We start from the raw sequence: 24,025 nt of genomic DNA, 5'->3' as shown, positions 1-24,025 counted from the left end.
TCCGGACCCTGCTGGACGGCGGTCTGCTGTCTCACCCAGCGGGTGCACGGTTCCAGAGCCGCCCCAACACCTCGAACTCCTCTTCGGTCAGGTCGCTCTCCCCGTACGTGCGGACCATGGTCGTATCCCACGGGCGGGCACCCGTGGTGTTGGGTGTCAGCATCACCCCGATGGTGACGAGCTCCTCAGGTCTGCCCGTACGCCCGGACACCTCGTGATGGCGCAGCCGTACGTATCCGGAGAAGCCCGATTGGACCGTCTCGTTGAAGCGGGTGGCGCAGGCGTAGATGGCGTGCCGGGTGGTCTCGGCGTTCAGCTGGCGCCGGATGCGCCACTTCGTCTCCTCTTCCGGCGTCTGGACGACGTCGGAGAGCATGTCGAGCAGCAGTTGCCCCCACTCCTCTCGGACCCCCACCGGAAGACTGTCGAGGTCTGAGAGAAAGGTGTGGCGGTCCGCCTCGCTCGCGTGCGCTGGCAAGGGGCTCGTAGAAACGTCCTCGAGCACCAGGCGAATGACGCGATGGGCACGGATACCAGCTCCGCCGACCGGCTCCTGAGGCAGGAGCGGGGTCGAGTGCAGGACGCCACCCGGACCGACCAAGTCAGCGTCCACCGTGGTGGGCGGTGCCGCCTCGTCGGCAGCCGCGAACTCGTAGTAACGCACGGGTTCGTCACCCAGCGCGATCGCGGGTTCAGCGGCAACACGGAAGAGATAGTCGAGCACGGCGGTAGTCGAACGCAGCTGGTTGAAGAGGAAGTCCCAGTCCCGGCGCGTCAGTGCAATGGACGGCATGCCCGGGTCTTCCCATGAGGGCACCATCTGCTTCGGCACGTCCGGGTGGTCCAGGAGGAACACCGCGATCCACTCGATCTCGTTGCCGTCGATGCCTAGCGTCCGACCACGGCCGTTGACCATGTCAGCCGGCTTGAGCCGCAGCTGCCGCACCGTTCCCTTCGCCTGGCGCACGGCCTTGGCCGCCACTTTCTGGATCCAGCCGATCTCCTCCACATCCGACTTGGGCGCGACCGTACGTGCCTTGACCTGCACCACTGCGCCACGCCGTCCGGCGACTAGCAATCGGTCTCCCAGCTCGCGCTGCCCGGAGCCCTTCCGAGCGTGCTCGGCCTGCTGGAAGACGAAGTCCGGCAGCCCCCACATTGCCGCTGCTTGGTGGGCAGCCTGCTCTGCACCTGGACCATGGTCGACGTCCAGCGGAAGGGGCAGCGCGGGACGTATCCGCCGCACGTACGGCCCGTTCGCCGTCTCAACGATGAGTGTCAGCTCATTGGGGTCGTCACCGTCTCGGCTGTAACGCCACAAACGCGCACGGGTACTTTCGGCCATGGCAGCCATTCAACGCCATCGGGATGACACTTTCACCCGCCCTCCCCCAAGGAAAGCCGGCGTCCCCCGTTGCCATAGCGCCGGGTGCTCTGCGACGTCGAACACCGAATGGGGCAGCGATGCCTTGAGGCGGCCGTGCAGCGGATCAGAAGCGCCTAAGGCCGCAGTCCGTCCCAGGGCCGCCTACCCGATCGACCTTGATGGGGCAGCCGGGTCAGTCGTCGATTACCTGGTAGAGGGTGGTCCAGAAGTCCTGCATGGCCCGCGCCGAGTCCGGTGTGGACATCCCGGTCTGGGTGAGCAGGATGCCGACGAGCTGGTTGCGGGGCTCGGCGTACGTCGTGGTGCCGGCTCCGCCGTCCCAGCCGAACTGGCCGATGGGCGCGTAGTCGCCCCGGTAGGTGCGCACCGTCATCCCGAAGCCCCAGCCACCCGTTTGGCCTTGACCGTGTGACAGGTGGACGACGCTGCGAGCCCAGGTCTGCAGGGCGGCCTGCTGCTCGGTCGTGAGGCGGTTGGTGGTCATCAGCTCGACGGCGGGCCGGGACAGGATCCGTCCGGTGCCGTGCATCCCGTGGTTGAGCAGCATCCGGAAGTAGGCGTGGTAGTCGTCGACGGTGGAGTCGAGTCCGCCGCCGCCCGACTGGAACGCCGGGGGCTGGCTGTGGTGTCCCCCCTCGGCCGGGTCCTCCACGGTGAACTCCCCGGTCTGCGGGTCGGGGGCGTACAGCGGCGGCAGCCGGTCGATCTTGTCGGCGGGCACGTGGAAGCCGGTGTCCTTCATGCCCAGCGGATCGAAGATGCGCTCGCGCAGGAACGCTTCGAACGACTGGCCGGTGACCCTGGCCACCAGCACGCCGAGCACGTCGTCGCTGACGTTGTACAGCCACCGCTCCCCGGGCTGGTACATCAGCGGAAGCGTGCCGAGGCGGCGCATCCACTCGTCCGGCTCCACCGCCGGCAGCATCCATCCATTCTCGCCGTAGACCTTCCGCTCGAAGTACGCGGTCATCATCGGGGAGCCCGTCGCCGTCATGTCCAGCCCGAGCCCGCAGGTGGAGGAGAGCAGGTCCCGTACGGTGATCGGTCGCCGGGCCGGCACGGTGTCGTCCAGCGGGCCGTCGGGGCGTTTGAGCACCCGCCTGTCGGCCAGTTCCGGCAGCCATCGGTCTATCGGTTCGTCAAACCGCAGTCGACACTCGTCCAGCAGGACCATGGTCGCGGCGACCGCGACGGGTTTGGTCGTCGAGGCCATCCGGAAGATGGTGTCCCGGCGCATCGGCGCACCGCCGTCGTGGCGCATCGTCCCGATCGCCTCGACGTGGGTCTCTCCGCCCCGGCCTACCAGGGCGACGAGTCCGGGGATTTTCCTCGACTCGACATGCGCCTCCAGCACCTCGCGCAGGCGGCGCAGACCTGCCTCGGATAACACCTTGTTGCTGTTTCCCATCATGAATCTCCTTGTACGCAGTGGTCAGTTGCGAAGGTGCCGCGGGCATGCGGCGAGAGACGGCCGGCAGGGCATGACCCCGCCGGCCGCGCTGTGCAGAAGGGCGATGAACGCGGTGCTCGCCCCCTGGGCGGGGCGTTGTGTTGAGGTGCGATCAGACCGTCTTGTCGTCCGTTCCGGCCTGAGCACCGGCGGCACGCTCGATGTCGTCGGTCAGCAGCTTCCGTGCGCGGGCGGGGACGTAGCCGCCCTCGGTGTAGTTCTGGGCGAACGCCTCGGCGAACTCCACCGGGTCCTCCCCGACGATCTCGCGGATCGGTGTGCCATCCGCCGCAGCCTGCTCGAACAGGTCGGCGAGGTCTTCGAACGTCGAAGCGTTGCTGTCTGCGTCGATCGGCACGAAGTGCATCAGGTACCGCTCGATCGCCTCGACCGCCGTGCGGTAATTCTCGGGAAGCTCCTTGACGCGGGACTTGTACGCCCTCCAGCGCTTCTTGGGCCCGATCATCTTCGATATGAAGCCGGTCTTTTCGCCATCGGACATGGTCACTCGCCTCCCCGTTCGCGGAGCTGTTCCAGTCGTTCCGCGAGGAAGCTCCACGTCCTCCAGAACTCTTCGAGGTACTCCCGCCCCTGGGCGTTGAGGGAGTGCACCTTGCGGGGCGGCCCCTTCTCGGAGGGGACCTTCTCCACGTCGACGAGACCGCGCTTCTCCATCCTGATGAGCAGTGCATAGACGGTTCCTTCGGCGATGTCCGAGAAGCCCTGCTCCCGCAGCCGTGCCGTGATCTCGTAGCCGTAGGCGGGCCGGCCGGACAGGGACGCGAGAATGATGCCCTCGAGCGTGCCCTTGAGCATCTCCGTCAGCAGCTTGGCCACGGAGCACCCCCTCCCCTAGCTAGTCAGCGCTATTGAGTACCAGTACAACGTAACACTGACTACCGGTACTCAGCAACACAGAATAGCTGGGGTTGTTCGGCAGGAAGCGGCCCGCACTCCCCTCTCCGGAACCCCCGCTGGAACAACTGCCCTGCCAGATCAGGTGCCTTATGGAGTCAGCTCCCGCAGGTCCAGCGGAACTCTCCAGGCGTTGCGACGGTGCACGGCTTCCAGCTCGGCTTTGAGCGGAGAGGGAGGAACCGCCAGAACAGGGCAGGAGGCGTGGGCCAGGCAGTACCGGGCGACCGAGGGGCGGACGAGGCGGCGCACCAGCGTGCGGGATCCCGTGCCGACCACGAGGAGGTCCTCCGTGTCGCGGGCGACGTCGACGAGCGCTGCGCCCGGAGTCCCCCGTACCGTGAGCCCCTCGAGGGCGACACCGGGTTTCACGGCCCCGAAGGCCGTATCGAGGGTTTCGCGGAGTCTCTCGACAGCCGCTGCGCGGCAATGCGCAAGGGCAGAGGGGCCGAGGCTGTGGCGGCTTCCGAGTTCGCCACCGGGCGACTGCCAGGCCAGGACGGCCAACAGCTCCGCACCGCGCACGCGGGCTTCCGCCGCGGCCCGATGCAGCGCGGCCAGATTCCCTGGAGTTCCGGTCACGCCGACCACGACTCTTCGCAAGGCCTCTTCCCTCTCGTCTCGTTCGACGGTCCCCATAGAAAGGCCTCGGCGGAGGATGAGGTGTGGGTGTTGATGGCCTTCTAGCGCGGAGATCCGTAACTATGACGGGTCTCTGATGCCCTCCCGCTCCCACGTCAGTGATCCGTCAGGACTTGGCCCGCCTCCGTAAGAGTCTCGTTACGGGGCTGCCGTAGGCGCAGGGATGCGGGGATAGCTTCGATGTCACGCCCCGGACTGCCTCCTCGCACCCGGGGCGTCACCTGCCGACTCGTGGTTCCTCAGGGAGGGCCCCATGTGCTTGTTCCAGTACGACGACGACCCCGAGCCTGAAGAACGGATCCCGGCCGGGCCCCTGTGTGTGCCGGTCCGGTCGGGAGGAGCAGAGGTTGTGGTGCGCCTGTTCCGCACCCCGCTGGGAGCGCGCACCAGCGTCGCCTTCACCAGCCCGGACCGTCTCGCCGCCACACTCGGCGCCGAGCAGCCGTGGATCCGGCTCTCCGAGTCCGCGTTGCGTTCGATGGCAGAGCCGCTCGGCGTGACTCTGTTGACCGTGGACCCGACGTTCAGCGCACCAGCGGTCGGTGCGGTGCCTCCGGTCACGACGCCGCTGCCCCAGGCATCCCCGATCGCGGCCCGGATCGCCTGATGGGCGATCACACGATGGCGACGGCCGTTCTGTCGGAGGTACGGGCCCGTGCGGATGATCTGTCGATCTGGCCGGCATCCACGACTCGGTCGGCGCACGGTGGGCTGGCCGTCGGCGGAGTGCCGCTGACGGAGATCGCCGAGCGGTTCGACACTCCGGCCTACGTCCTGGACGAGGGCGAGGTCCGCGAGCGCTGTCGAACCTACCGGGACGCTTTCCCCGAAGCCGACGTCCTCTACGCCGCCAAGGCCTTCCTGTCCCGCGCCATGGTCCGCTGGGTGCGCGAAGAGGGGCTGGGCCTGGACGTGTGTTCCGCTGGCGAGCTGGAACTCGCCGTCACCGCCGGATTCCCTCCCGAGCACATCGTTCTGCACGGCAACGCCAAGTCGCCCCGTGACCTGGAAGCCGCGCTGCGCCTCGGCGTGGGGCGGATCGTCATCGACAGCCCGTCGGAGATCGCCCGGATCGCTGCCGCCGTCGGGCCCGACGGGCGCCAGAAGGTGATGGTGCGGGTGGTGCCGGGCGTCTCGGCCGGCGGTCACGACAAGATCCGTACCGGTACCGACGACCAGAAGTTCGGTCTTTCCCTCACCGACGGGGGCGCACAGCACGCCATCACCCGGGTACTCAGCCAGCCGCAGCTTGAACTCAGCGGACTGCACTGCCACATCGGATCCCAGATCACCGACGTGAAGCCCTATCTGGTCGCCCTGCGCCGCATGGTCGGGCTGATGGCCCGTGTCCGTGACGCCCACGGGGTCGTCCTGGCCGAGCTCGACATGGGCGGCGGCCACGGCATCGCCTACCGTCCCGGCGAGCCCGCTCTCGACCTCACGGCACTCGCGCGCAGGATGCGCGCCGAGCTCGTCGAAGGCTGCGCTGCCGCGGGGCTGGCCGTACCCCGGCTCGCCGTCGAACCCGGGCGGGCCATCGTGGGGCCGGCCGGAGTCGCCCTGTACCGGGTGCTCGCCGTCAAGCACACCAGCGAGACGATCTTCGTCGCCGTCGACGGGGGAATGAGCGACAACCCGCGTCCGGCCCTCTACGGGGTGCGCTACGCGCCCCGTCTCGTCGGCCGCGCGTCGACGGCGGGCCCCCGTACGGCCACGGTGGTCGGCCGGCACTGCGAGGCCGGCGACATCCTCGCGGCCGATGTGGAACTGCCGGGCGACATCCGCCCCGGGGACCTGTTCACCGTCCCGGTGGCCGGCGCCTACCAGCTGTCCATGGCCTCCGGCTACAACCTCGTGGGCCGGCCCGCGGTCATCGCCGTCCACGAGGGCTCGGCCCGGGTTCTGGTCCGGCGCGAGACTCTCGAGGACTTCCGCAGCCGGGACATCGGCGGGTAGAGCTGCCTCGGTCGATCCGGCGGAGCCTGCAGCAGGGTGCTGGGCTAAGGCCGGTAGACGAGCTCGAGCACCATCGCGGCGATGACGCCCCAGACCCCGATCCCGAGCAGCCACAGGACGTCGAGGACGGCGCCGGCGGCGATGACGGTCAGTCCGGCTGCCCCGAGGGCGATTACGGTCGTGCGGATTCCGCGGTCGGCGAGCGAGCGAGTGGTCACGGTACGAGAATCCCGCTGGAACTTCTCCATGGCGAGGGTCCAGCGGGATTCCTGTCGGCGCCTTGATGCGAAAAGCTCAGCCCGCGTGGACGTGGGGGCGGCGGGAGCGGTCGGGTTCCGCTTCCCGGATGACCTCGCGGGTGACGGGGGCGACCTCGCCCTGGCCGAAGAGGAAGAAGCGGAAGAAGTTGGCCATGGGGTTGCCTTCGGTCCACTCGAAGTAGATGTGCGGGCGTTGGCCGGTCTCGTCGCGTACGTGGAGCAGGAGGGCGGCGAGCGCGTTGGGGATGCTGGAGCTCTCCAGGGTCAGGACGCGGTAGCGGTCGTGGAGCACCTCGCCGCGCACCCGCATGCCGGATTCGAATTCGGAGGCGTCCAGGACGGTGACCTCGACGAACATCACGTCGTCCTCTGCCGGGATGTCGTTGTCCGCGCGGATCTGCGCCTTCTTCTGCCGGTACTCCTCGAGGTCCCGGCTGTCCGGCTCGTTGGCGATGAAGCGGATCGTGCGGTTGGAGGTGTCGCGGATGAACCGCTGCGCCATGTCGTCGAACTCGATGTCCGTGACGCGCAGCTCGAAGACCCGGGCCAGGCGCGAGAGCAGGGAGAGCGCCATGATGCCGCCGATGAAGCAGGCGCCGATCTTCACACCGTCCGGCCGCTCCACGACGTTGACGGCCGTGGTGTAGATGAAGACGGCCGAGATGATCCCGAAGCCGATGGTCCAGCCGCGTTCCCCGGCACGCCGGGCCGCGATGGTCACGGCGACCGCCGCGGAGGTGATCAGGACCAGGACACCAGTGGCGTACGCGCCGCCCTGGGCGTCGACGTCGGCGTTGAAGATCCAGGTGACGAGGAACGCGACGAGGGTGAACACGATGACCATCGGGCGCAGGGCGCGGGCCCACTGCGGGGCCATGCCGTAACGGGGCAGGTAGCGCGGCATCAGGTTCAGCAGGCCCGCCATCGCCGAGGCGCCCGCGAACCACAGGATCAGGATCGTGGAGACGTCGTAGACGGTGCCGAAGGCGGAGCCCAGGTACTCGTGGGCCAGGTACGCGAGGGCACGGCCGTTGGCCTCGCCGCCGGGCTCGAACTGGGCGGCCGGGATCAGCAGCGTGGTGATCAGACTGGAGCAGATCAGGAAGACACTCATGATCACGGCGGCCGTGGTCAGCAGCTTCTTCGCGCCGCGGATCCGGCCGGCGGGCTTCTCCTCGCTGTCCGCGGGGTCACCCTGGACGTGCGGCATGACCGCCACACCGGTCTCGAAGCCGGACAGGCCCAGCGCGAGCTTCGGGAACACGACGAGCGCGATGGCGATCATCATGAAGACGTTGCCGTGCTCGGCGGTCAGCGCGGCCGTCCAGTCCGTGATGACCTGCGGTGCGGTGAACACGTGCCACAGCCCGACCGCCACGACGACCACGTTCAGGCCGAGATAGGTGGCCACCAGGACCACGGCCACACCGATGGCCTCGCTGAAGCCCTTCAGGAAGACCCCGCCGAGCAGCGCGATCAGGATCAGGGTGATCAGCACCTCGTGACCGTGCAGGGTGCTGGTGAGATGCGGGTTCTCCACCATGTGCGCGGTCGCGTCGGCGGCCGAGAGGGTGATGGTGATGAGGAAGTCGGTCGCCGCGAACCCGAGCAGGGTCAGGACGAACAGCTTGCCCTTCCAGAACGACAGCAGCTTCTCCAGCATGGCAATGGAGCCCTCGCCGTGCGGGCTCTCCTCCGCCACCCGCCGGTAGACGGGCAGCGCGCCGAAGAGGGTCAGCAGCACGAGCACGATGGTCGCCAGCGGCGACAGCAGACCTGCCGCGAGGAACGCGATACCGGGCTGATAGCCGAGGGTGGAGAAGTAGTCCAGGCCCGTCAGGCACATGACCCGCCACCACGGCCGACCGTGCGGCTGGGCTGCCGCCTCCTTGGCGGCGGGCGAACTCGTCTCGGCGGTCAGGCCTTCCAGCATCCACGCGCGCAGGCGCGAAGAGCGGGCAGGGGTGGCCATCGTGGGGGCTCCTGTCGTACGGCAAAGAATCAGCCATCGGCATCGACGGCTGAGCAAGCGTACGCAGACTGATCACTCATGCACGCAAGCGAGCGAATCCTGACGCGTCCTTAACGCAAACAGCGCCCCCTGTGGCGTAGTGGATGCACTCGCACACGACGAAGGAGCGGGGGCGGCCCGGACGGGGGCCGCCCCCGCAGGGGAACCAGCGGAGTGTGGATCAACGCTGGCTGGCCTCGTACGGCCGTGGTCCGGCGCCCCTACTGATGTCAGCCGAGGCCGGGGATGGTGGACACCAGCAGGTCGATGAGCTTGATGCCGACGAAGGGCAGGACCAGGCCGCCCAGACCGTAGACGCGGAGGTTGCGGCGCAGCAGGTCGTGTGCGGACGCCGGCTTGTAGCGGACGCCGCGTAGCGCGAGCGGGATGAGGGCGATGATGATCAGCGCGTTGAAGATGATCGCCGAGGTGATGGCCGAGGTCGGGCTGCTCAGACCCATGATGTTCAGGGCTTCGAGTCCCGGGTAGGCCGCCGTGAACATGGCCGGGATGATCGCGAAGTACTTCGCGACGTCGTTGGTGATGGAGAAGGTCGTCAGGGCGCCTCGGGTGATGAGGAGCTGCTTGCCGATCTCGACGATCTCGATCAGCTTGGTCGGGTTCGAGTCCAGGTCGACCATGTTCCCGGCCTCCTTGGCCGCCGATGTACCCGTGTTCATCGCCACGCCGACATCCGCCTGGGCGAGCGCGGGCGCGTCGTTCGTTCCGTCGCCGGTCATCGCGACGAGTTTGCCGCCCGCCTGCTCCCGCTTGATGAGGGCGAGCTTGTCCTCGGGGGTGGCTTCGGCGAGGTACTCGTCGACTCCGGCCTCGGCGGCGATGGCGCGGGCCGTCAGTTCGTTGTCCCCGGTCACCATGACCGTGCGGATGCCCATGCTGCGTAGCTCCGCGAAGCGCTCGCGGATGCCTTCCTTGACGACGTCCTTGAGGTGGATGATGCCGAGCACCCTCGGGCCGTCCCAGTCGTGGACCGCCACCAGCAGAGGAGTGCCTCCAGACTCCGACACGGTGGCCGACCACGCCTCGGCTTCCGGCGGTACGGTGCCGCCGCGCATCGTGACCCAGTCGCAGACCTGAGCCGTCGCACCCTTGCGGATGGCGCAGCCGGCCCCGTTGTCCCAGCTCAGGTTGATGCCGCTCATGCGGGTGCGGGCGCTGAACTCGGTGAACCGCGGATTGCTGAGGTCCCCCACGGCGGCCGGCTGTAGTCCGTACTGGTGGGCGAGAGCGACGACGGAGCGGCCCTCGGGCGTCTCGTCGGCGAGCGAGGACAGCTGGGCCGCCTCCGCGACCTTGAGGTGGTCCACGCCGGGCAGCGGGATGAAGGCCGCGGCCTCGCGGTTGCCGAGGGTGATGGTGCCGGTCTTGTCGAGCAGCAGGGTGTTCACGTCTCCGGCGGCCTCGACGGCGCGGCCGCTCATCGCGATGACGTTGCGCTGGACGAGCCGGTCCATGCCCGCGATGCCGATGGCCGACAGGAGGGCGCCGATGGTGGTGGGGATGAGGGTGACGAGGAGGGCGACCAGGACGGTCGTGGACTGTGCGGCGTGGGCGTAGTCGGCCATCGGCTGGATGGCGACGACCACCAGGATGAAGATGACGGTCAGGGCGGCCAGCAGGATGTTGAGCGCGATCTCGTTCGGGGTCTTCTGCCGGGTGGCGCCTTCGACCAGGGCGATCATCCGGTCGATGAAGCTGTGCCCCGGGCGCGAGGTGACCCGTACGACGACCGAGTCGGACAGCACGGTCGTACCGCCGGTGACCCCGGACCGGTCGCCGCCGGCTTCACGCAGGACGGGGGCCGATTCACCGGTGACGGCCGACTCGTCCACCATCGCGGCGCCGTCGACCACGTCGCCGTCGGCCGGGATCAGCTCGCCGGCCTCGACGACGACGAAGTCGAAGGGCTGGAGCTCGGCGGGCGTGACCACCTCGGTCTCCGCGTGCCGCAGGTTCGCGCCGTACGTCCAGTGGTTCAGCCGCACGGCGACCGTGTCCGTCCGGGCCTTGCGCAGCGACTCCGCCTGGGCGCGGCCCCGGCCTTCGGCCACGGCCTCGGCCAGGTTGGCGAAGAGCACGGTCAGCCAGAGCCAGACGCTGATCACCCAGGTGAACACGGACGGGTGGATGAGCGCCGAGAGCGTCGTCAGCACGGATCCGACGGCGACGACGAACAGCACCGGCTTCTTGACCAGCTCGCGCGGGTGGAGCTTGCCGACGGCCTCGCGTGCAGAGGCGGCCAGGAGCTCGGGGTCCACCAGGTTCACCTGGCCGGAGCGCTTCCGGGACGGTCGGTTGATCGGAGTCCGCGGAGGGGTCCCAAGACCCGGAGGAACGTGCTGCGCGGCGGCGGGAGGCATGAATACCTTCTGGATGGGGTTGAGGCGTGGCAGCCCCGGCGGCGCGTGGCCCCGGGGTGCGGAGGAAGGTGTCGCCGCCGGGGACTGTCTCCATGGACCCCCTCGGCCGTCATGTGAGTATTCGAGGTCCCCGGCGGCGCAACAGGCAGGAAACTACTGCCCGTTCCATTGGAAATGCCCATGTGGGCGTGGGAATTGGCACCTTCTTGATGGCGGCGCACGAGATGCGTCAAGCCGCCGTCAGAGGCGCGTCAACGCACGTCAGCGTGCCTCGGCCGTGATGCGGAAACGCAGTCGGCAGATCACGGCGTCCGTGTCGCGGCGGACCGCGTGGGCGACGACGGAGCCGCGCTGGTTCTGGAGCAGCCGCTGCCACAGGTGGGCGGGTTCGGTCTCCGGGATCAGGACGGTCACCTGGGCGTCCGGGTCGGCCTGCGCCAGCTTCCGTACGTACGCCGACAGCGGGCGGCCGAGCGAGCGGGTCTCCGAGGAGAGCTCGATCAGTTCGACGCCAGGCTTCCACAACTCCCAGTCCCGCCTGAGGGCTTCGGTCGCCTGACGGTCCTCGGGAGCCGGGTGGGTGACGGTCACGGCGAGGACTTCGTCGCCCAGCGAACGGGCGGCGGTGAGGGCCTGGCTAGTCAGGCGGGACAGGCCGGAGACGGGGACGACGACCACGGAGCGGGAGCGCTGCGGGGGCTGCGGGATCCGGCCGAGTTCCAGGCGTTCGCCGATCTCGGTGTAGGCGCGGTGGACCTTTTCGAAGCCGAGGACGAGCAGCGGCAGCGCGACGACGATCAGCCAGGCGCCTTCGGTGAACTTGGTGGCGGTGACGACGACGGCCGAGACGCCGGTCAGCAGGGCGCCGAAGCCGTTGAGTGCCGCCTTCGCCTGCCAGCCGCGGGGCCGTTCCCCGTACCAGTGCCGGACCATGCCGACCTGGCAGATGGTGAAGCCGATGAACACGCCGATCGCGAAGAGCGGGACGAGGGTGTTGGTGTCGCCTCCGGAGAGGACGAGCAGGAGGGCGGAGACGAGGGCCAGCCAGACCACTCCGTGGCGGTGGACCTGGCGGTCGGCCTTGAGGGCGAAGACGTGCGGCAGGTGGTTGTCGCGGGCCAGCAGGCTCATGAGGACGGGCAGTCCGCCGAAGGAGGTGTTCGCGGCGAGCGCGAGCAGCACCATCGTGGCGAACTGGACCACGTAGAAGGCGGCGTTGTGGCCGAAGGACGCGTCGGCAAGCTGGGCGAGGACGGTCACGCCCTCGACCGGCTGGAGGTGGAAGCGGCCGATGAGAATGGACAGGCCGATCAGCATCACGCCCAGGAGGGCGCCGAGGGCGACTTCGGTGCGCTGGGCCCGGCGGGCGGCCGGCGCCCGGAAGGACGGCACGGCGTTGGCAACGGCCTCGACTCCCGTGAGGGCCGAGCAGCCGGCGGCGAACGCCTTGAGCAGCAGGAGCGCGCCGACGGCGGTCGCGCCTTCGCCAAGTGCGGAGGCGTGCCCGGCGGCGGAGGCAGTGCTGACGGGGCCGTCGCGGAAGAGCCCGACGGCGACCATCGCGAGGATCGAGCTGACGAAAACGGCGGTGGGCACGAGGAACGCCTTGGCCGATTCCACGACCCCGCGCAGGTTCACGGCGGTGACCAGGACCAGGATGCCCAGGCAGATCCACACCCGCTCGCCGTACAGCTCGGGGAAGGCCGAGGTCAGGGCGGCCACGCCGGCCGTGACGGACACGGCGACGTTCAGGACGTAGTCCAGGATCAGCGAGGCGGCGGCGACCAGGCTCGTACGCCGGCCCAGGTGCCGTTTGGCGACGGCGTACGAGCCGCCGCCGTCCGGGAACGCGGCGATGACCTGCCGGTACGGGGCCACCAGCACCGCCAGCAGTGCGGCGATCGCCAGCGTGACGGGAAGGGTGAACCCCATGCCGTACGCACCAGCCGCGGCCAGGACGAGCACGATCGACTCCGGCCCGTACGCCACGGACGCCATCGCGTCCAGCGACAGCGCGGCCAGGCCCTGGAGGGCGGTCAGCCGGTGGCGGTCCCCTGCCGCAGACGTCCGTACGCCGGTATCAGGAGGCTCCTCCGTGCCCGGGGCCTGTCCTGCCGTGCTCGGCTTTCCCATGTCTATGGACATCTCTCGCTGTTCCTCCGTTGGGCAAAGTGAGGACAGCGTCGGAATTCCGTGGCCTGATCGCCAGTGTTCTTGACGCTGTTCATACGGCTGCCGCTCCAGTCCTCACGGGCCCTTGATGCCGAAGCGGGCGCGCCGTATGAGGCGCGTCAAGACCTCGCCAGGGTGTGTGGCCGTACCTCTGACAGGGGGCATTGTTGACAGGGGTGCTCCCAGCCCCGCCCTCGACAACGGAGAAGGTTCAGATGGAAGCGGAGAACGTGGTCGGATTGGTCGTCGCCCTCGCGCTGCTCGGCTATCTCGTGACCGCGCTGATCAGGCCCGAGAAGTTCTGATCCGAAGCCCTCATGTCCGGACAGGAGGGATCACATGTCCGGGTATCGACTCCACGACGCTGCCGCCCTGCTTGCGGCCCTCGTGGCCCCCTTCCTCGTGGCGCTCGCGCTCGTGCCCTTCCGCACGGACCTTTCTGCCACGAACGCGGCACTGATCCTCGTCGTCGCCGTGGTCGCGGTCGCCGCCATCGGCACGCGGACCGCCGGAGCGGTGGCCGCACTGTCGGCGGCCGCCTGGTTCGACTTCTTCCTGACCGAGCCCTACCAGCGGTTCGTGATCGCTGACCGCGACGACGTCGAGACGGCGGTCCTGCTGCTCGTGGTCGGCCTGATCGTCTCCCAGCTGGCGGTACGCGCTCGCCGACTGCAGACAACCGTGATCACCGACGCCGCCCATCTGTCGAGCCTCCAGGGCACCGCCCGGATGGCCGAGGACGGCCGCTCGCCGGAGGCGGTCGTCGAGTACGTGCGCCGGGAGCTCGTCGGCCTGCTCGGGCTGCGCGGCTGCCGCTTCGAATACGGAACCCTGATGGGAAACCTGCCGCGCCTGGAGCACGGCGGCGGCCTGTGGCTGCGCCGACCGGGCCGGGTGACGGAGTACGCCGACTGGCCGGACGGCGAGACCGAGCTGCGCGTCGTAGGCGGCGGACACTACTACGGCCGCTTCCTGCTGGATCCGCTCCCCGGCCCGCTGCCCCCGGAACAGGACCGCCTGGTGGCCGTCGCGCTGGCGGCACAGGCCGGCTCCGCCCTGGACTCAGCCGGCCTGGCCCACCTGGGCTGACAGGGGCCTTTCCGGTCCCTGCCCGTAAGGGTGGCGTTAAGAGTTCCCGTGCGCCCGTATGGACACCGTCAAGGTGTCTTAACGCCGGGATGAAGACACGGTTATCTCGTCATCGGCCATCTGGCCGATTCATTTCTTCCCACTTCACTCAGGAGCTCGCGATGGCCGATCTGGCCTTCGTCGTCACCACGGTCGCGGTGTTCGCGCTGGTGGCTCTCATCGCCAAGGGGGTGACCAAGCTGTGAACGCCGAAAACATTGTCGGCCTCGTCGTGGCCGTCGCCCTGCTGGGCTACCTCGTCCTCGCCCTCGTCAAGCCGGAGAGGTTCTAGCCACCGATGAGTCCCGTTCTCGCTGGTGTGCTCCAGCTCCTCGCACTGATCGCCGCGCTCGCGCTGGCCTACCGCCCCCTGGGCGACTACATGGCCCGCGTCTACTCCTCCGAACGGCACTACCGCCCGGAGAAGTGGATCTACAAGGCCATCGGTGCCAACCCGTCCGCCGAGATGCGCTGGCCCGCCTACCTGCGCGGCGTCCTCGCCTTTTCCGCGGTCAGCGTGCTCTTCCTCTACGGCCTCCAGCGCGCGCAGGGCATTCTGCCCGGCTCGCTCGGGTTCTCCGCGATAGACCCCGACCAGGCCTTCAACACCGCCGCCTCTTTCGTGGCCAACACCAACTGGCAGTCGTACTACGGCGAGCAGGCCATGGGCCACGTCGTGCAGACCGGCGGCCTGGCGGTGCAGAACTTCGTCTCCGCCGCAGTCGGCATGGCCGTCGCCGTCGCCCTCGTACGCGGCTTCGCCCGCTCCCGTACCGGCGAGCTCGGCAACTTCTGGGCCGACCTGGTCCGCGGCACCGTCCGCATCCTCCTGCCCATCGCCGTGATCGGCGCGATCATCCTGGTCGCCTGCGGAGCCATCCAGAACTTCGCCGGGATCCACGAGGTCGGCCAGTTCATGGGCGGCACCCAGCAGTGGAACGGCGGGGCCGTGGCCTCGCAGGAGGTCATCAAGGAGCTGGGCACCAACGGCGGCGGCTACTTCAACGCCAACTCCGCCCACCCGTTCGAGAACCCCACGCCGTTCTCGAACCTGTTCGAGATCTTCCTGATCCTCGTCATCCCGTTCGCGCTGACCCGGACCTTCGGCCGCATGGTCGGAAGCCTGCGCCAGGGCTACGCGATCCTCGCCACGATGGCCACCATCTGGCTCGGCTTCACCGCGCTGATGATGTGGACGGAGTTCGCGCACCACGGCCCGGCCTTCGACGTCGCCGGTGGTGCGATGGAGGGCAAGGAGACCCGGTTCGGCATCGGCGCCTCCGCGATCTTCTCGGTCGCCACCACGCTCACCTCCACGGGCGCGGTCAACTCCTTCCACTCCTCCTACACGGGCCTGGGCGGCGGCATCCAGCTGCTGGGCATGCAGCTCGGCGAGATCGCTCCCGGCGGTGTCGGCTCCGGCCTCTACGGCATGCTGATCATGGCGATCATCGCGGTGTTCATCGCCGGCCTGATGGTCGGCCGTACGCCCGAGTACCTGGGCAAGAAGATCGGCACCCGCGAGATCAAGCTCGCGGCCTGCTACATCCTCATCACCCCGGCCCTCGTGCTGTGCTTCACCGCCGCCGCCATGGCGCTGCCCACCCCGCCGCACTCGATGCTGAACTCGGGCGCCCACGGCTTCTCCGAAGTCCTGTACGCCTACACCTCCGGCGCCAACAACAACGGTTCCGCCTTCGCGGGCCTGAACGCCGACACCCAGTGGTTCAACTCGACCATCGGCATCGCAATGCTGCTCGGCCGCTTCCTTCCCATGGTGTTCGTCCTGGCGCTCGCCGGCTCGCTCGCCGAGCAGAAGCCCGTCCCCGAGACCGCGGGCACCCTCCGTACCGACAAGCCGCTCTACACCGGTCTGCTCGTCGGCACGATCCTCATCGTCACCGGTCTGACCTACTTCCCCGCGCTCGCGCTGGGGCCGCTCGCCGAAGGGCTCGCATCATGAGCACCGCCACCCCGACCCGTGCTCCGCACGAGGACCTGCCCACGGGCCACAAGCCGCCCGCCGGCCGCGTTGGCGGCGGCCTCTTCGACCCCAAGCAGCTGGTCAAGTCCTTCCCCGACGCGGTCCGCAAGCTCGACCCGCGCGTGATGATCAAGTCGCCGGTCATGTTCGTCGTCCTGATCGGGTCGGTGGTCACCACCGTCCTGGCCATCAAGGACCCGACGGACTGGTTCGGCTGGGCCATCACGGCCTGGCTGTGGCTGACCACGATCTTCGCCAACCTCGCCGAGGCCGTGGCCGAGGGCCGCGGCAAGGCGCAGGCCGACACGCTGCGCAAGGCCAAGACCGACTCCGTCGCCCGGCGCCTGACCAAGGAGGGCGGCGAGGAGTCCGTACCGGGGACCGAGCTGAAGATCGGTGACCTGGTGGTCTGCGAGGCCGGCGACATCATCCCCGGCGACGGTGACGTCGTCGAGGGCGTGGCGTCGGTTGACGAGTCCGCCATCACCGGCGAGTCCGCCCCCGTCATCCGGGAGTCCGGCGGCGACCGCTCGGCCGTCACCGGCGGTACGAAGGTCCTCTCCGACCGGATCGTCATCAAGATCACGACGAAGCCGGGCGAGACCTTCATCGACCGGATGATCGCCCTCGTGGAGGGCGCGGCCCGGCAGAAGACGCCCAACGAGATCGCGCTGAACATCCTGCTCGCCTCGCTGACCATCGTCTTCCTGCTCGCCGTTGTCACCCTGCAGCCCTTCGCGATCTACGCGGGAGCCGAGCAGTCGATGATCGTGCTCACCGCGCTGCTCGTCTGCCTGATCCCGACCACCATCGGTGCGCTGCTCTCCGCGATCGGCATCGCCGGCATGGACCGCCTGGTCCAGCGCAACGTGCTCGCCATGTCGGGCCGGGCCGTCGAGGCCGCGGGTGACGTGTCGACGCTGCTGCTCGACAAGACCGGCACCATCACCCTGGGCAACCGCCAGGCCTCCCAGTTCGTACCCGTGAAGGGCACCACCGAGGCCGAGCTGGCCGATGCCGCCCAGCTGTCCTCGCTGGCCGACGAGACCCCCGAGGGCCGTTCCATCGTCGTCCTGGCGAAGGAGAAGTACGGGCTGCGCGAGCGTCACCAGGGCGAGCTGGCGCACGCGGAGTGGATCGCCTTCACCGCACAGACCCGTATGTCGGGCGTGGACGTCGACGGCAAGCAGACCCGCAAGGGCGCGGCCGGTTCGGTCATCGCCTGGGTCACCGAGCAGGGCGGCCAGGTCGCCGACGACGCCGACGTCCTCGCGAACAAGATCTCGGAAGCAGGCGGTACGCCGCTCCTCGTCGCCGTCAAGGACGACAAGGGCGCCCGGGTCCTGGGTGTCATCCACCTCAAGGACGTGGTCAAGGAGGGCATGCGCGAGCGGTTCGACGAGCTGCGCCGCATGGGCATCAAGACCGTCATGATCACGGGCGACAACCCGCTCACCGCGAAGGCCATCGCCGAGGAGGCGGGCGTCGACGACTTCCTCGCGGAGGCGACGCCCGAGGACAAGATGGCCCTCATCAAGCGGGAGCAGGCCGGCGGCAAGCTGGTCGCGATGACCGGCGACGGTACGAACGACGCCCCGGCGCTGGCACAGGCAGACGTCGGCGTGGCGATGAACACGGGTACGTCGGCCGCGAAGGAGGCCGGCAACATGGTCGACCTCGACTCGAATCCGACCAAGCTCATCGAGATCGTCGAGATCGGCAAGCAGCTCCTCATCACCCGCGGAGCCCTGACCACCTTCTCCATCGCCAACGACGTGGCGAAGTACTTCGCGATCATCCCCGCGATGTTCGCGGTGGTCTACCCGGGCCTGGACAAGCTCAACATCATGGGCCTGCACTCGCCCGAGTCGGCGATCCTCTCGGCCGTCATCTTCAACGCGCTGATCATCATCGCGCTCGTGCCGCTCGCCCTCAAGGGCGTCCAGTACAAGCCGACCAGCGCCGACAAGATGCTCCGCCGCAACATCGGGATCTACGGACTCGGCGGCCTGATCGCCCCGTTCATCGGCATCAAGATCATCGACCTGCTCATCACCCTCATCCCCGGAATCGGCTGAGACGACATGAACAACTCTGTAGGCAACACAGCACGGTTGATCGGGGCGGGCCTGCGCGCCCTTCTCGTCCTGACCGTGATCTGCGGGGTCATCTACCCGCTCGCCGTCACCGGCATCGCCCAGGCCCTGTTCAACGACAAGGCCAACGGTTCCGAGATCAAGGACAAGAGCGGGCAGGTCGTCGGCTCCTCCCTCATCGGGCAGACCTACAACCTCCCGAAGCAGAACCCCGACGACGCCGAAGAGGCGGCGAAGCCGGACCTCAAGTGGTTCCAGCCGCGCCCCTCCAACGGCCTGGGCACCAACAGCGTCAACACCCAGTACTCGCTGATCCTCTCCGGCGCCACCAACCGCTCCGCCGACAACGGCGCCGTGAACGGCAAGTGCACCAAGGCCGCCGACGAAGGCACCCTCTGCGCCCAGGTCGTCGCCGCCAAGGAAGCGGTCATCGCCGACAACTCCACGGCCGGCTACACGGTCAAGCCCGAGGACGTTCCGGCCGATGCCGTCACTTCCTCCGGGTCGGGCCTGGACCCGAACATCTCCCCGGAGTACGCCAAGCTCCAGGTCCACCGGGTCGCCGAGCAGAACAAGCTCGACGTCAAGCAGGTCGAGAAGCTCGTCGCCGACCACACCACCGGCCGGACACTCGGCTTCATGGGCGAGCCCCGCGTCAACGTCCTCGAGCTCAACACCGCCCTCAAGGCACTGACCAAGAGCTGATGCTCCCCCTCGCACGGACCGAGAGCCGGCGGGGCACGGGACTCCCCCAGCCAACGCTGGGAGGGCGCCCGAGCGCCCCGCCGGCTCCTCACCGTGCCCGTAACGAACGAAAGGCTGCACACCGATGACCCGGGTGCTGGTGGTGGAGGACGATCCCCAGCTCGTCCGCGCACTGAAGATCAATCTCCAGGCGCGCAAGTTCGAGGTCGAGGAGGCCTCCGACGGCGGCTCGGCCCTGCGGCTCGCGGCCGCACGCAAGCCGGACGTCATCGTGCTGGACCTCGGGCTGCCCGACATGGACGGCGTCGACGTGATCAAGAACGTCCGCGCCTGGAGCCGCGTGCCCATCCTGGTCCTCTCCGCCCGCCACACCTCGGAGGACAAGATCCGGGCCCTGGACGCCGGCGCCGACGACTACGTGACGAAACCGTTCAGCATGGACGAGCTCCTGGCCCGTCTGCGCGCAGCCGCCCGGAGGCAGGACGCCCCGGCGGTGTCCCAGGCCGACGAGGTCGCCGTCGTCACGACGGACGAGTTCACCGTCGACCTCGTCGCACGGAAGGTGCGGCGCGGAGAGCGCACCGTGCGCCTGACGCCGACGGAGTGGCACCTGCTGGAGATCCTCATCACCAACCCGGGCCGACTGATCACCCAGGCCCGGCTGCTGCTGGAGGTCTGGGGTCCGACGTACGGGGAGAACACCAACTACCTGCGCGTATACATGGCCCAGCTGCGGCGCAAACTGGAAGCGGACCCCTCCCACCCCCGGTACCTGATCACCGAACCGGGCATGGGCTACCGGTTCGAACCCTGATCACCGCCTGATCGTCAACAGAGAAGAAGAGTCTGAACATGGGACGCGGCAAGCTCCGCATCTACCTCGGTGCGGCACCGGGCGTCGGCAAGACGTACGCGATGCTCTCCGAGGCGCACCGGCGGGTCGAGCGGGGCACCGACTGCGTCGTCGGCTTCGTCGAGCACCACAACCGTCCGCGCACCGAGGTGATGCTGCACGGGCTGGAGCTCATCGAGCGGCGCGAGCTGGAGTACCGCGGCTCCACGTTCACCGAGATGGACGTCGACGCGATCCTCGCCCGCCGCCCCGCCGTGGCCCTGGTGGACGAACTCGCGCACACCAACGTGCCCGGCTCGCGCAACGCCAAGCGGTGGCAGGACGTCGAGGAACTCCTCCAGGCCGGCATCGACGTCGTCTCGACCGTCAACATCCAGCACCTGGAATCGCTGGGGGACGTGGTCGAGACGATCACCGGGGTCCGCCAGCGCGAGACGGTCCCCGACGAGGTCGCGCGCCGGGCGGACCAGATCGAGCTCGTCGACATGTCCCCGCAGGCCCTGCGGCGCCGGATGGCCCACGGCAACGTCTACAAGCCGGACAAGGTCGACGCGGCCCTCTCCAACTACTTCCGGCCCGGGAACCTGACCGCGCTGCGCGAGCTGGCACTGCTGTGGGTGGCCGACCGGGTCGACGAGTACCTCCAGGAGTACCGGGGCGAGCACAACATCCGCTCCACCTGGCAGGCCCGCGAACGCATCGTCGTCGGCCTCACCGGCGGCCCCGAAGGACGCACGCTCATCCGCCGGGCCGCCCGCCTCGCCGAGAAGGGAGCGGGCGGCGAGGTCCTGGCCGTCTACATCGCCCGCAGCGACGGCCTTTCCTCCGCCTCACCCAAGGAACTCGCCGTCCAGCGCACCCTGGTCGAAGACCTCGGCGGCACCTTCCACCACGTCATAGGCGACGACATCTCCGACGCCCTGCTTGAGTTCGCGCGCGGCTGCAACGCCACTCAGATCGTGCTCGGGGTCAGCCGCCGCCGCTCCTGGCAGTACGCCTTCAGCCCAGGCGTCAGCGCCACCGTCGCCCGCGAATCGGGCCCCGACCTCGACGTCCACATCGTCACCCACGACGAGGCCGCCAAGGGCCGCCGCGGCCTGCCCGTCGCACGCGGCGCCCGGCTCGGCCGCTCCCGCATCATCTGGGGCTGGCTCGCTGGCATCGCCGGCCCCGCCCTCCTCGCCGTCCTACTGAATCAGCTCGTGCCCAACCTCGGGCTCGCGAACGACATGCTGCTCTTCCTGACCTTCACCGTGGCGGCGGCGCTGCTCGGCGGGCTCCTGCCCGCGCTCGCCTCTGCGGCGTTCGGGTCCCTGCTGCTGAACTACTACTTCACGCCGCCGCTGCACGAGTTCACGATCTCGGACCCCAAGAACATCGTCGCCATCGCGATCTTCGTCGGCGTGGCGGTGTCCGTGGCCTCCGTGGTCGACCTGGCCGCCCGACGCACGCACCAGGCCGCCCGGCTGCGCGCCGAGTCCGAGATCCTCTCCTTCCTCGCGGGCAGTGTTCTGCGCGGCGAGGATTCTCTCGACGCTCTCCTGGAGCGGCTGCGCGAGACCTTCGCGATGCAGTCGGTCGTCCTCCTGGAGCGCACCAGCGAGGTCGAGCCCTGGACCACGGCGGCCTCCGTCGGCACCAACCCAGTCAGCCGGCCCGAGGACGCGGACGTCGACCTCCCCATCGGCGACAACATGGCTCTCGCCTTGACCGGCCGGGTCCTGCCCGCCGAGGACCGCCGCGTCCTCGGCGCCTTCGCCGCCCAGGCGGCCGTCGTACTCGACCGCCAGCGCCTCGTCGACGAGGCCGAGAAGTCCCGCGAGCTCGCCGAGGCCAACCGCATCCGCACCGCGCTCCTCGCCGCCGTCAGCCACGACCTGCGCACCCCGCTCGCCGGCATCAAGGCCTCCGTCACCTCCCTGCGCTCCGACGACGTCGAATGGTCCGAAGACGACAAGGCCGAACTCCTCGAAGGCATCGAGGACGGCGCCGACCGCCTCGCCGCCCTCATCGGGAACCTCCTCGACATGTCCCGCCTCAACACCGGCACCGTCGTACCGCTCATCCGCGAGACCGACCTCGACGAGGTCGTCCCCATGGCCCTGGGCGGCGTACCGGAGGACAGCGTGGAGCTGGACATCCCCGAGACCCTGCCGATGGTCGCCGTCGACCGCGGTCTGCTGGAACGTGCCGTCGCCAACATCGTCGAGAACGCCGTCAAGTACAGCCCCGTCGGCCAGCCCGTCAACGTCACTGCCAGCGCCCTGGCCAGCCGCGTCGAGCTGCGCGTGGTCGACCGCGGGCCCGGCGTCCCGGACGAGGCCAAGGACCGCATCTTCGAACCCTTCCAGCGCCACGGCGACGCCCCACGAGGCGCCGGAGTCGGCCTCGGCCTCGCCGTCGCCCGCGGCTTCACCGAGGCCATCGGTGGCACGCTCGCCGCGGAGGACACCCCGGGCGGCGGCCTCACCATGGTCCTCACGCTCCCCATAGCGGGGGACGGTCCTCCGGTAGCGCCGGAGCTCCCGACGTCCGCGGTGACCTGACGCCGAGGCGACCGACCGAAAAACACGCGAGCCGTCCGGCCCCGGTATCCCCACACCGGAGAGCCGGACGGCTCATGTGTTGTGCGACGTGTGACCGGCACGCGGTCGCATCGGTCCGTACCCCCACGGTGGGACCCTGCGCTGCTTCGGGCGGTGTTCAGGTCACCGCCGCCAGCCGCGTACTGCCGGACCGTCTTCCGGCTCCGTCGCCACACCAGTCTGCAGCCGGCCGACGGCCCTGGCAGCACTCCTTGACGGGTTCCTTCCGCGTGGAAGTCGATCTTTGATGCGGCCCTGACGATGGGGCATCAGAAGGCCGTCAAGAAGGCCTTGAACGCTTGCCTCCGCCTCCCCGATGCGCTGGGATTGCGCCATGAACAGCGGTCCGCGCTACGACGATCGGCCACCGAATCCGGTGCAGCCGACGGCGCCCGCTGTCCGCCCGGCTTTCTGACTACGGCCGCGCGTCCTCCGCGTACCTGCCACCAGCCCCCTGATGGGCGCTGACCGAGGCTCCGTACGCATCCTCACCTTCACCGCATGACCTGAGCCCATGCCCCCGCCTTGCGCCGGGACGCCGGGTACGTCAGGCATGCCCTCTTCCAGGAATCCACCATGTCCTCATCCCTGTCCGGCCGTACCGTCCTCGTCACCGGGGCCACCTCCGGCATCGGCTACGAGACCACCCGCCAGCTCGCCGAGCTCGGCACCACCGTCCTCCTCCATGGCCGCACGCCTGAGGAGGCCCAGGCGGCCACCGACCGGCTGATCGCCACCTCCGGCATCAACGGCGCCCAGCTCCGCCCGCTCGCCGCCGACTTCACCCGCCTGGAGGAGGTCGAGAACCTCGCCCACGCCGTCGTACGGGAGCACCCGCACCTGGACGTACTGGTCAACAACGCGGCCATCGCCGCGCCCGAGCGCCACACCCTGACCGCCGACGGCAACGAGATCGCCTTCCAAGTCAACTTCCTGGCCCACTACCTCCTCACCAACCTCCTGGAACCCGCCCTCACCAGCGACCCAGGCGGGCGCGTCGTCAACGTCTCCTCCGCGCTGCACCGCTCCGGCGCCATCCAGTGGAACGACCCGCAGCGCGTACGGCGCTACTCCCGCCTCGCCGCGTACGCCCAGTCGCAGCTGGCCCTGACGGTCTTCGCCGCCGACCCGCGCGTCACCGCCGTCTCCGTCAACCCCGGCGTGTGCGAGACCGGCCTCCTCCCGCTGTACGGGCACGAGGGCGCGCCGGCTGCCGAGGGCGCCCAGCACGTCGTACGGCTCTGCGACCCGGCCACGGAGATCGTCAACGGCGCCTACTACGACCGCTCCGAGCGCGTCGCCCCGGCCCCCGCCGCCACCGAGGACCGCACCGTCAAGCGCCTCAACAAGCTCGCCGACCTCCTCGTCGGCCACACCTCCTAATGACGTTGTCAAGCCGTTGTTGTGACGGGGAGTTCGCCTTGGTAGCACCGTCCGTCACGTATCAGGGCCCACAGGACGTTGACCCGTCGGCGGGCCAGGGCGAGGACTGCCTGGACG

Annotated in this window: 21 protein-coding genes; 12 read left to right on the top strand and 9 right to left on the bottom strand. The window is 69.1% G+C overall.

Translation table 11 applies throughout. The features are described from left to right. Nucleotides 1-31: 31 nt before the first annotated feature. The 5 genes from EF918_RS09300 to EF918_RS09280 all read right to left on the bottom strand — a co-directional run bounded on the left by EF918_RS09300 (nucleotide 32) and on the right by EF918_RS09280 (nucleotide 4,391). A complete protein-coding gene (locus EF918_RS09300; protein ID WP_125643630.1) occupies nucleotides 32-1,345 on the bottom strand; it encodes a hypothetical protein in 1,314 nt (437 codons plus the stop codon). A gap of 214 nt (nucleotides 1,346-1,559) precedes the next feature. Then, on the bottom strand, nucleotides 1,560-2,795 hold the full coding sequence (locus tag EF918_RS09295; protein ID WP_125643648.1) for a serine hydrolase: 1,236 nt from the start codon (nucleotides 2,793-2,795) through the stop codon (nucleotides 1,560-1,562). 154 nt (nucleotides 2,796-2,949) lie between these two features. After that, nucleotides 2,950-3,339 (bottom strand): DUF1048 domain-containing protein, encoded by a 390-nt coding sequence (locus EF918_RS09290; RefSeq protein WP_125643646.1) that lies wholly within the window; start codon nucleotides 3,337-3,339, stop codon nucleotides 2,950-2,952. A 2-nt stretch (nucleotides 3,340-3,341) separates the two neighbouring features. After that, nucleotides 3,342-3,674, bottom strand: a complete 333-nt coding sequence (locus tag EF918_RS09285; RefSeq protein WP_125643628.1) for a PadR family transcriptional regulator — start codon at nucleotides 3,672-3,674, stop codon at nucleotides 3,342-3,344. Nucleotides 3,675-3,842: 168 nt separating this feature from the next. Beyond that, entirely contained in the window at nucleotides 3,843-4,391 is a 549-nt protein-coding gene (locus EF918_RS09280) for a universal stress protein (RefSeq protein WP_125643626.1), read from the bottom strand. Between the two features lie 256 nt (nucleotides 4,392-4,647). Between EF918_RS09280 and EF918_RS09275 the strand changes: the two genes are divergently transcribed. Together EF918_RS09275 and lysA are read left to right on the top strand one after the other, a co-directional pair. Then, a complete protein-coding gene (locus EF918_RS09275; protein WP_125643624.1) occupies nucleotides 4,648-5,001 on the top strand; it encodes an SAV_915 family protein in 354 nt (117 codons plus the stop codon). A gap of 14 nt (nucleotides 5,002-5,015) precedes the next feature. Continuing rightward, nucleotides 5,016-6,350 (top strand): diaminopimelate decarboxylase, encoded by a 1,335-nt coding sequence (lysA, locus tag EF918_RS09270; protein WP_125643621.1) that lies wholly within the window; start codon nucleotides 5,016-5,018, stop codon nucleotides 6,348-6,350. A 44-nt stretch (nucleotides 6,351-6,394) separates the two neighbouring features. On the opposite strand, the gene EF918_RS09265 is transcribed toward lysA, so the two are convergent. The 4 genes from EF918_RS09265 to EF918_RS09250 all read right to left on the bottom strand — a co-directional run bounded on the left by EF918_RS09265 (nucleotide 6,395) and on the right by EF918_RS09250 (nucleotide 13,147). Beyond that, nucleotides 6,395-6,568 carry a hypothetical protein gene (locus tag EF918_RS09265; RefSeq protein WP_260610008.1) on the bottom strand — a complete coding sequence of 58 codons (174 nt, stop codon included), beginning with the start codon at nucleotides 6,566-6,568 and terminating at the stop codon, nucleotides 6,395-6,397. 76 nt (nucleotides 6,569-6,644) lie between these two features. Further along, nucleotides 6,645-8,582, bottom strand: a complete 1,938-nt coding sequence (locus EF918_RS09260) for an APC family permease (RefSeq protein WP_125643617.1) — start codon at nucleotides 8,580-8,582, stop codon at nucleotides 6,645-6,647. A gap of 269 nt (nucleotides 8,583-8,851) precedes the next feature. Then, nucleotides 8,852-11,002: a potassium-transporting ATPase subunit KdpB gene (gene kdpB / locus EF918_RS09255; RefSeq protein ID WP_125643615.1), complete on the bottom strand. Its 2,151-nt coding sequence runs from the start codon at nucleotides 11,000-11,002 to the stop codon at nucleotides 8,852-8,854. Between the two features lie 261 nt (nucleotides 11,003-11,263). Beyond that, nucleotides 11,264-13,147 carry an APC family permease gene (locus EF918_RS09250; RefSeq protein ID WP_125643613.1) on the bottom strand — a complete coding sequence of 628 codons (1,884 nt, stop codon included), beginning with the start codon at nucleotides 13,145-13,147 and terminating at the stop codon, nucleotides 11,264-11,266. 242 nt (nucleotides 13,148-13,389) lie between these two features. Here EF918_RS09250 and kdpF (EF918_RS09245) point away from each other — a divergent pair, with 242 nt between their 5' ends. The 10 genes from kdpF (EF918_RS09245) to EF918_RS09205 all read left to right on the top strand — a co-directional run bounded on the left by kdpF (EF918_RS09245) (nucleotide 13,390) and on the right by EF918_RS09205 (nucleotide 23,908). Next, nucleotides 13,390-13,479 carry a K(+)-transporting ATPase subunit F gene (kdpF, locus tag EF918_RS09245; protein ID WP_125643611.1) on the top strand — a complete coding sequence of 30 codons (90 nt, stop codon included), beginning with the start codon at nucleotides 13,390-13,392 and terminating at the stop codon, nucleotides 13,477-13,479. A gap of 34 nt (nucleotides 13,480-13,513) precedes the next feature. Continuing rightward, entirely contained in the window at nucleotides 13,514-14,263 is a 750-nt protein-coding gene (locus EF918_RS09240; protein WP_125643609.1) for a DUF4118 domain-containing protein, read from the top strand. Nucleotides 14,264-14,352: 89 nt separating this feature from the next. After that, nucleotides 14,353-14,508, top strand: coding sequence for a hypothetical protein (locus EF918_RS36855; RefSeq protein WP_185921664.1), 156 nt, complete (start codon nucleotides 14,353-14,355; stop codon nucleotides 14,506-14,508). Beyond that, nucleotides 14,505-14,594, top strand: a complete 90-nt coding sequence (gene kdpF, locus EF918_RS09235; protein ID WP_037884112.1) for a K(+)-transporting ATPase subunit F — start codon at nucleotides 14,505-14,507, stop codon at nucleotides 14,592-14,594. The genes EF918_RS36855 and kdpF (EF918_RS09235) overlap by 4 nt, the downstream gene beginning before the upstream one ends. Before the next feature lie 6 nt (nucleotides 14,595-14,600). Further along, on the top strand, nucleotides 14,601-16,265 hold the full coding sequence (kdpA, locus tag EF918_RS09230) for a potassium-transporting ATPase subunit KdpA (RefSeq protein WP_125643607.1): 1,665 nt from the start codon (nucleotides 14,601-14,603) through the stop codon (nucleotides 16,263-16,265). Further along, the gene (kdpB, locus tag EF918_RS09225) at nucleotides 16,262-18,364 is read left to right on the top strand and encodes a potassium-transporting ATPase subunit KdpB (RefSeq protein ID WP_125643605.1); all 2,103 of its coding nucleotides are present in this window, start codon (nucleotides 16,262-16,264) and stop codon (nucleotides 18,362-18,364) included. Before kdpA ends, kdpB (EF918_RS09225) begins: the two co-directional genes overlap by 4 nt. A 6-nt stretch (nucleotides 18,365-18,370) precedes the next feature. After that, nucleotides 18,371-19,087 carry a potassium-transporting ATPase subunit C gene (locus EF918_RS09220; protein WP_125643603.1) on the top strand — a complete coding sequence of 239 codons (717 nt, stop codon included), beginning with the start codon at nucleotides 18,371-18,373 and terminating at the stop codon, nucleotides 19,085-19,087. A 124-nt stretch (nucleotides 19,088-19,211) separates the two neighbouring features. Then, a complete protein-coding gene (locus EF918_RS09215) occupies nucleotides 19,212-19,901 on the top strand; it encodes a response regulator (protein ID WP_125643601.1) in 690 nt (229 codons plus the stop codon). 38 nt (nucleotides 19,902-19,939) lie between these two features. Beyond that, nucleotides 19,940-22,486: a sensor histidine kinase KdpD gene (locus tag EF918_RS09210; RefSeq protein WP_125643599.1), complete on the top strand. Its 2,547-nt coding sequence runs from the start codon at nucleotides 19,940-19,942 to the stop codon at nucleotides 22,484-22,486. Nucleotides 22,487-23,101: 615 nt separating this feature from the next. After that, complete coding sequence (locus EF918_RS09205; RefSeq protein ID WP_125643597.1) at nucleotides 23,102-23,908, top strand: SDR family NAD(P)-dependent oxidoreductase; 807 nt, start codon at nucleotides 23,102-23,104, stop codon at nucleotides 23,906-23,908. Nucleotides 23,909-24,025: the final 117 nt, after the last annotated feature.

Origin of the sequence: Streptomyces sp. WAC06614 (genome assembly GCF_003949795.1) — a bacterium.
In the GTDB taxonomy this organism is placed as follows: Bacteria; Actinomycetota; Actinomycetes; order Streptomycetales; family Streptomycetaceae; genus Streptomyces.
Note: the sequence above shows the minus strand (reverse complement) of the source record. Positions and strands in the feature narration are given on the sequence as shown.

Coding starts and splice junctions, on each gene's coding strand:
- EF918_RS09295 (WP_125643648.1), bottom strand. CDS start 2,795: ATGGGAAACAGCAACAAGGTGTTATCCGAGGCAGGTCTGCGCCGCCTG.
- kdpB (WP_125643605.1), top strand. CDS start 16,262: ATGAGCACCGCCACCCCGACCCGTGCTCCGCACGAGGACCTGCCCACG.
- EF918_RS09210 (WP_125643599.1), top strand. CDS start 19,940: ATGGGACGCGGCAAGCTCCGCATCTACCTCGGTGCGGCACCGGGCGTC.
- EF918_RS09300 (WP_125643630.1), bottom strand. CDS start 1,345: ATGGCCGAAAGTACCCGTGCGCGTTTGTGGCGTTACAGCCGAGACGGT.
- EF918_RS09275 (WP_125643624.1), top strand. CDS start 4,648: ATGTGCTTGTTCCAGTACGACGACGACCCCGAGCCTGAAGAACGGATC.
- lysA (WP_125643621.1), top strand. CDS start 5,016: ATGGCGACGGCCGTTCTGTCGGAGGTACGGGCCCGTGCGGATGATCTG.
- EF918_RS09215 (WP_125643601.1), top strand. CDS start 19,212: ATGACCCGGGTGCTGGTGGTGGAGGACGATCCCCAGCTCGTCCGCGCA.
- kdpA (WP_125643607.1), top strand. CDS start 14,601: ATGAGTCCCGTTCTCGCTGGTGTGCTCCAGCTCCTCGCACTGATCGCC.
- EF918_RS09205 (WP_125643597.1), top strand. CDS start 23,102: ATGTCCTCATCCCTGTCCGGCCGTACCGTCCTCGTCACCGGGGCCACC.
- EF918_RS36855 (WP_185921664.1), top strand. CDS start 14,353: ATGAAGACACGGTTATCTCGTCATCGGCCATCTGGCCGATTCATTTCT.
- EF918_RS09250 (WP_125643613.1), bottom strand. CDS start 13,147: ATGTCCATAGACATGGGAAAGCCGAGCACGGCAGGACAGGCCCCGGGC.
- EF918_RS09260 (WP_125643617.1), bottom strand. CDS start 8,582: ATGGCCACCCCTGCCCGCTCTTCGCGCCTGCGCGCGTGGATGCTGGAA.
- EF918_RS09280 (WP_125643626.1), bottom strand. CDS start 4,391: ATGGGGACCGTCGAACGAGACGAGAGGGAAGAGGCCTTGCGAAGAGTC.
- kdpF (WP_125643611.1), top strand. CDS start 13,390: ATGGAAGCGGAGAACGTGGTCGGATTGGTCGTCGCCCTCGCGCTGCTC.
- EF918_RS09220 (WP_125643603.1), top strand. CDS start 18,371: ATGAACAACTCTGTAGGCAACACAGCACGGTTGATCGGGGCGGGCCTG.
- EF918_RS09240 (WP_125643609.1), top strand. CDS start 13,514: ATGTCCGGGTATCGACTCCACGACGCTGCCGCCCTGCTTGCGGCCCTC.
- kdpB (WP_125643615.1), bottom strand. CDS start 11,002: ATGCCTCCCGCCGCCGCGCAGCACGTTCCTCCGGGTCTTGGGACCCCT.
- EF918_RS09290 (WP_125643646.1), bottom strand. CDS start 3,339: ATGTCCGATGGCGAAAAGACCGGCTTCATATCGAAGATGATCGGGCCC.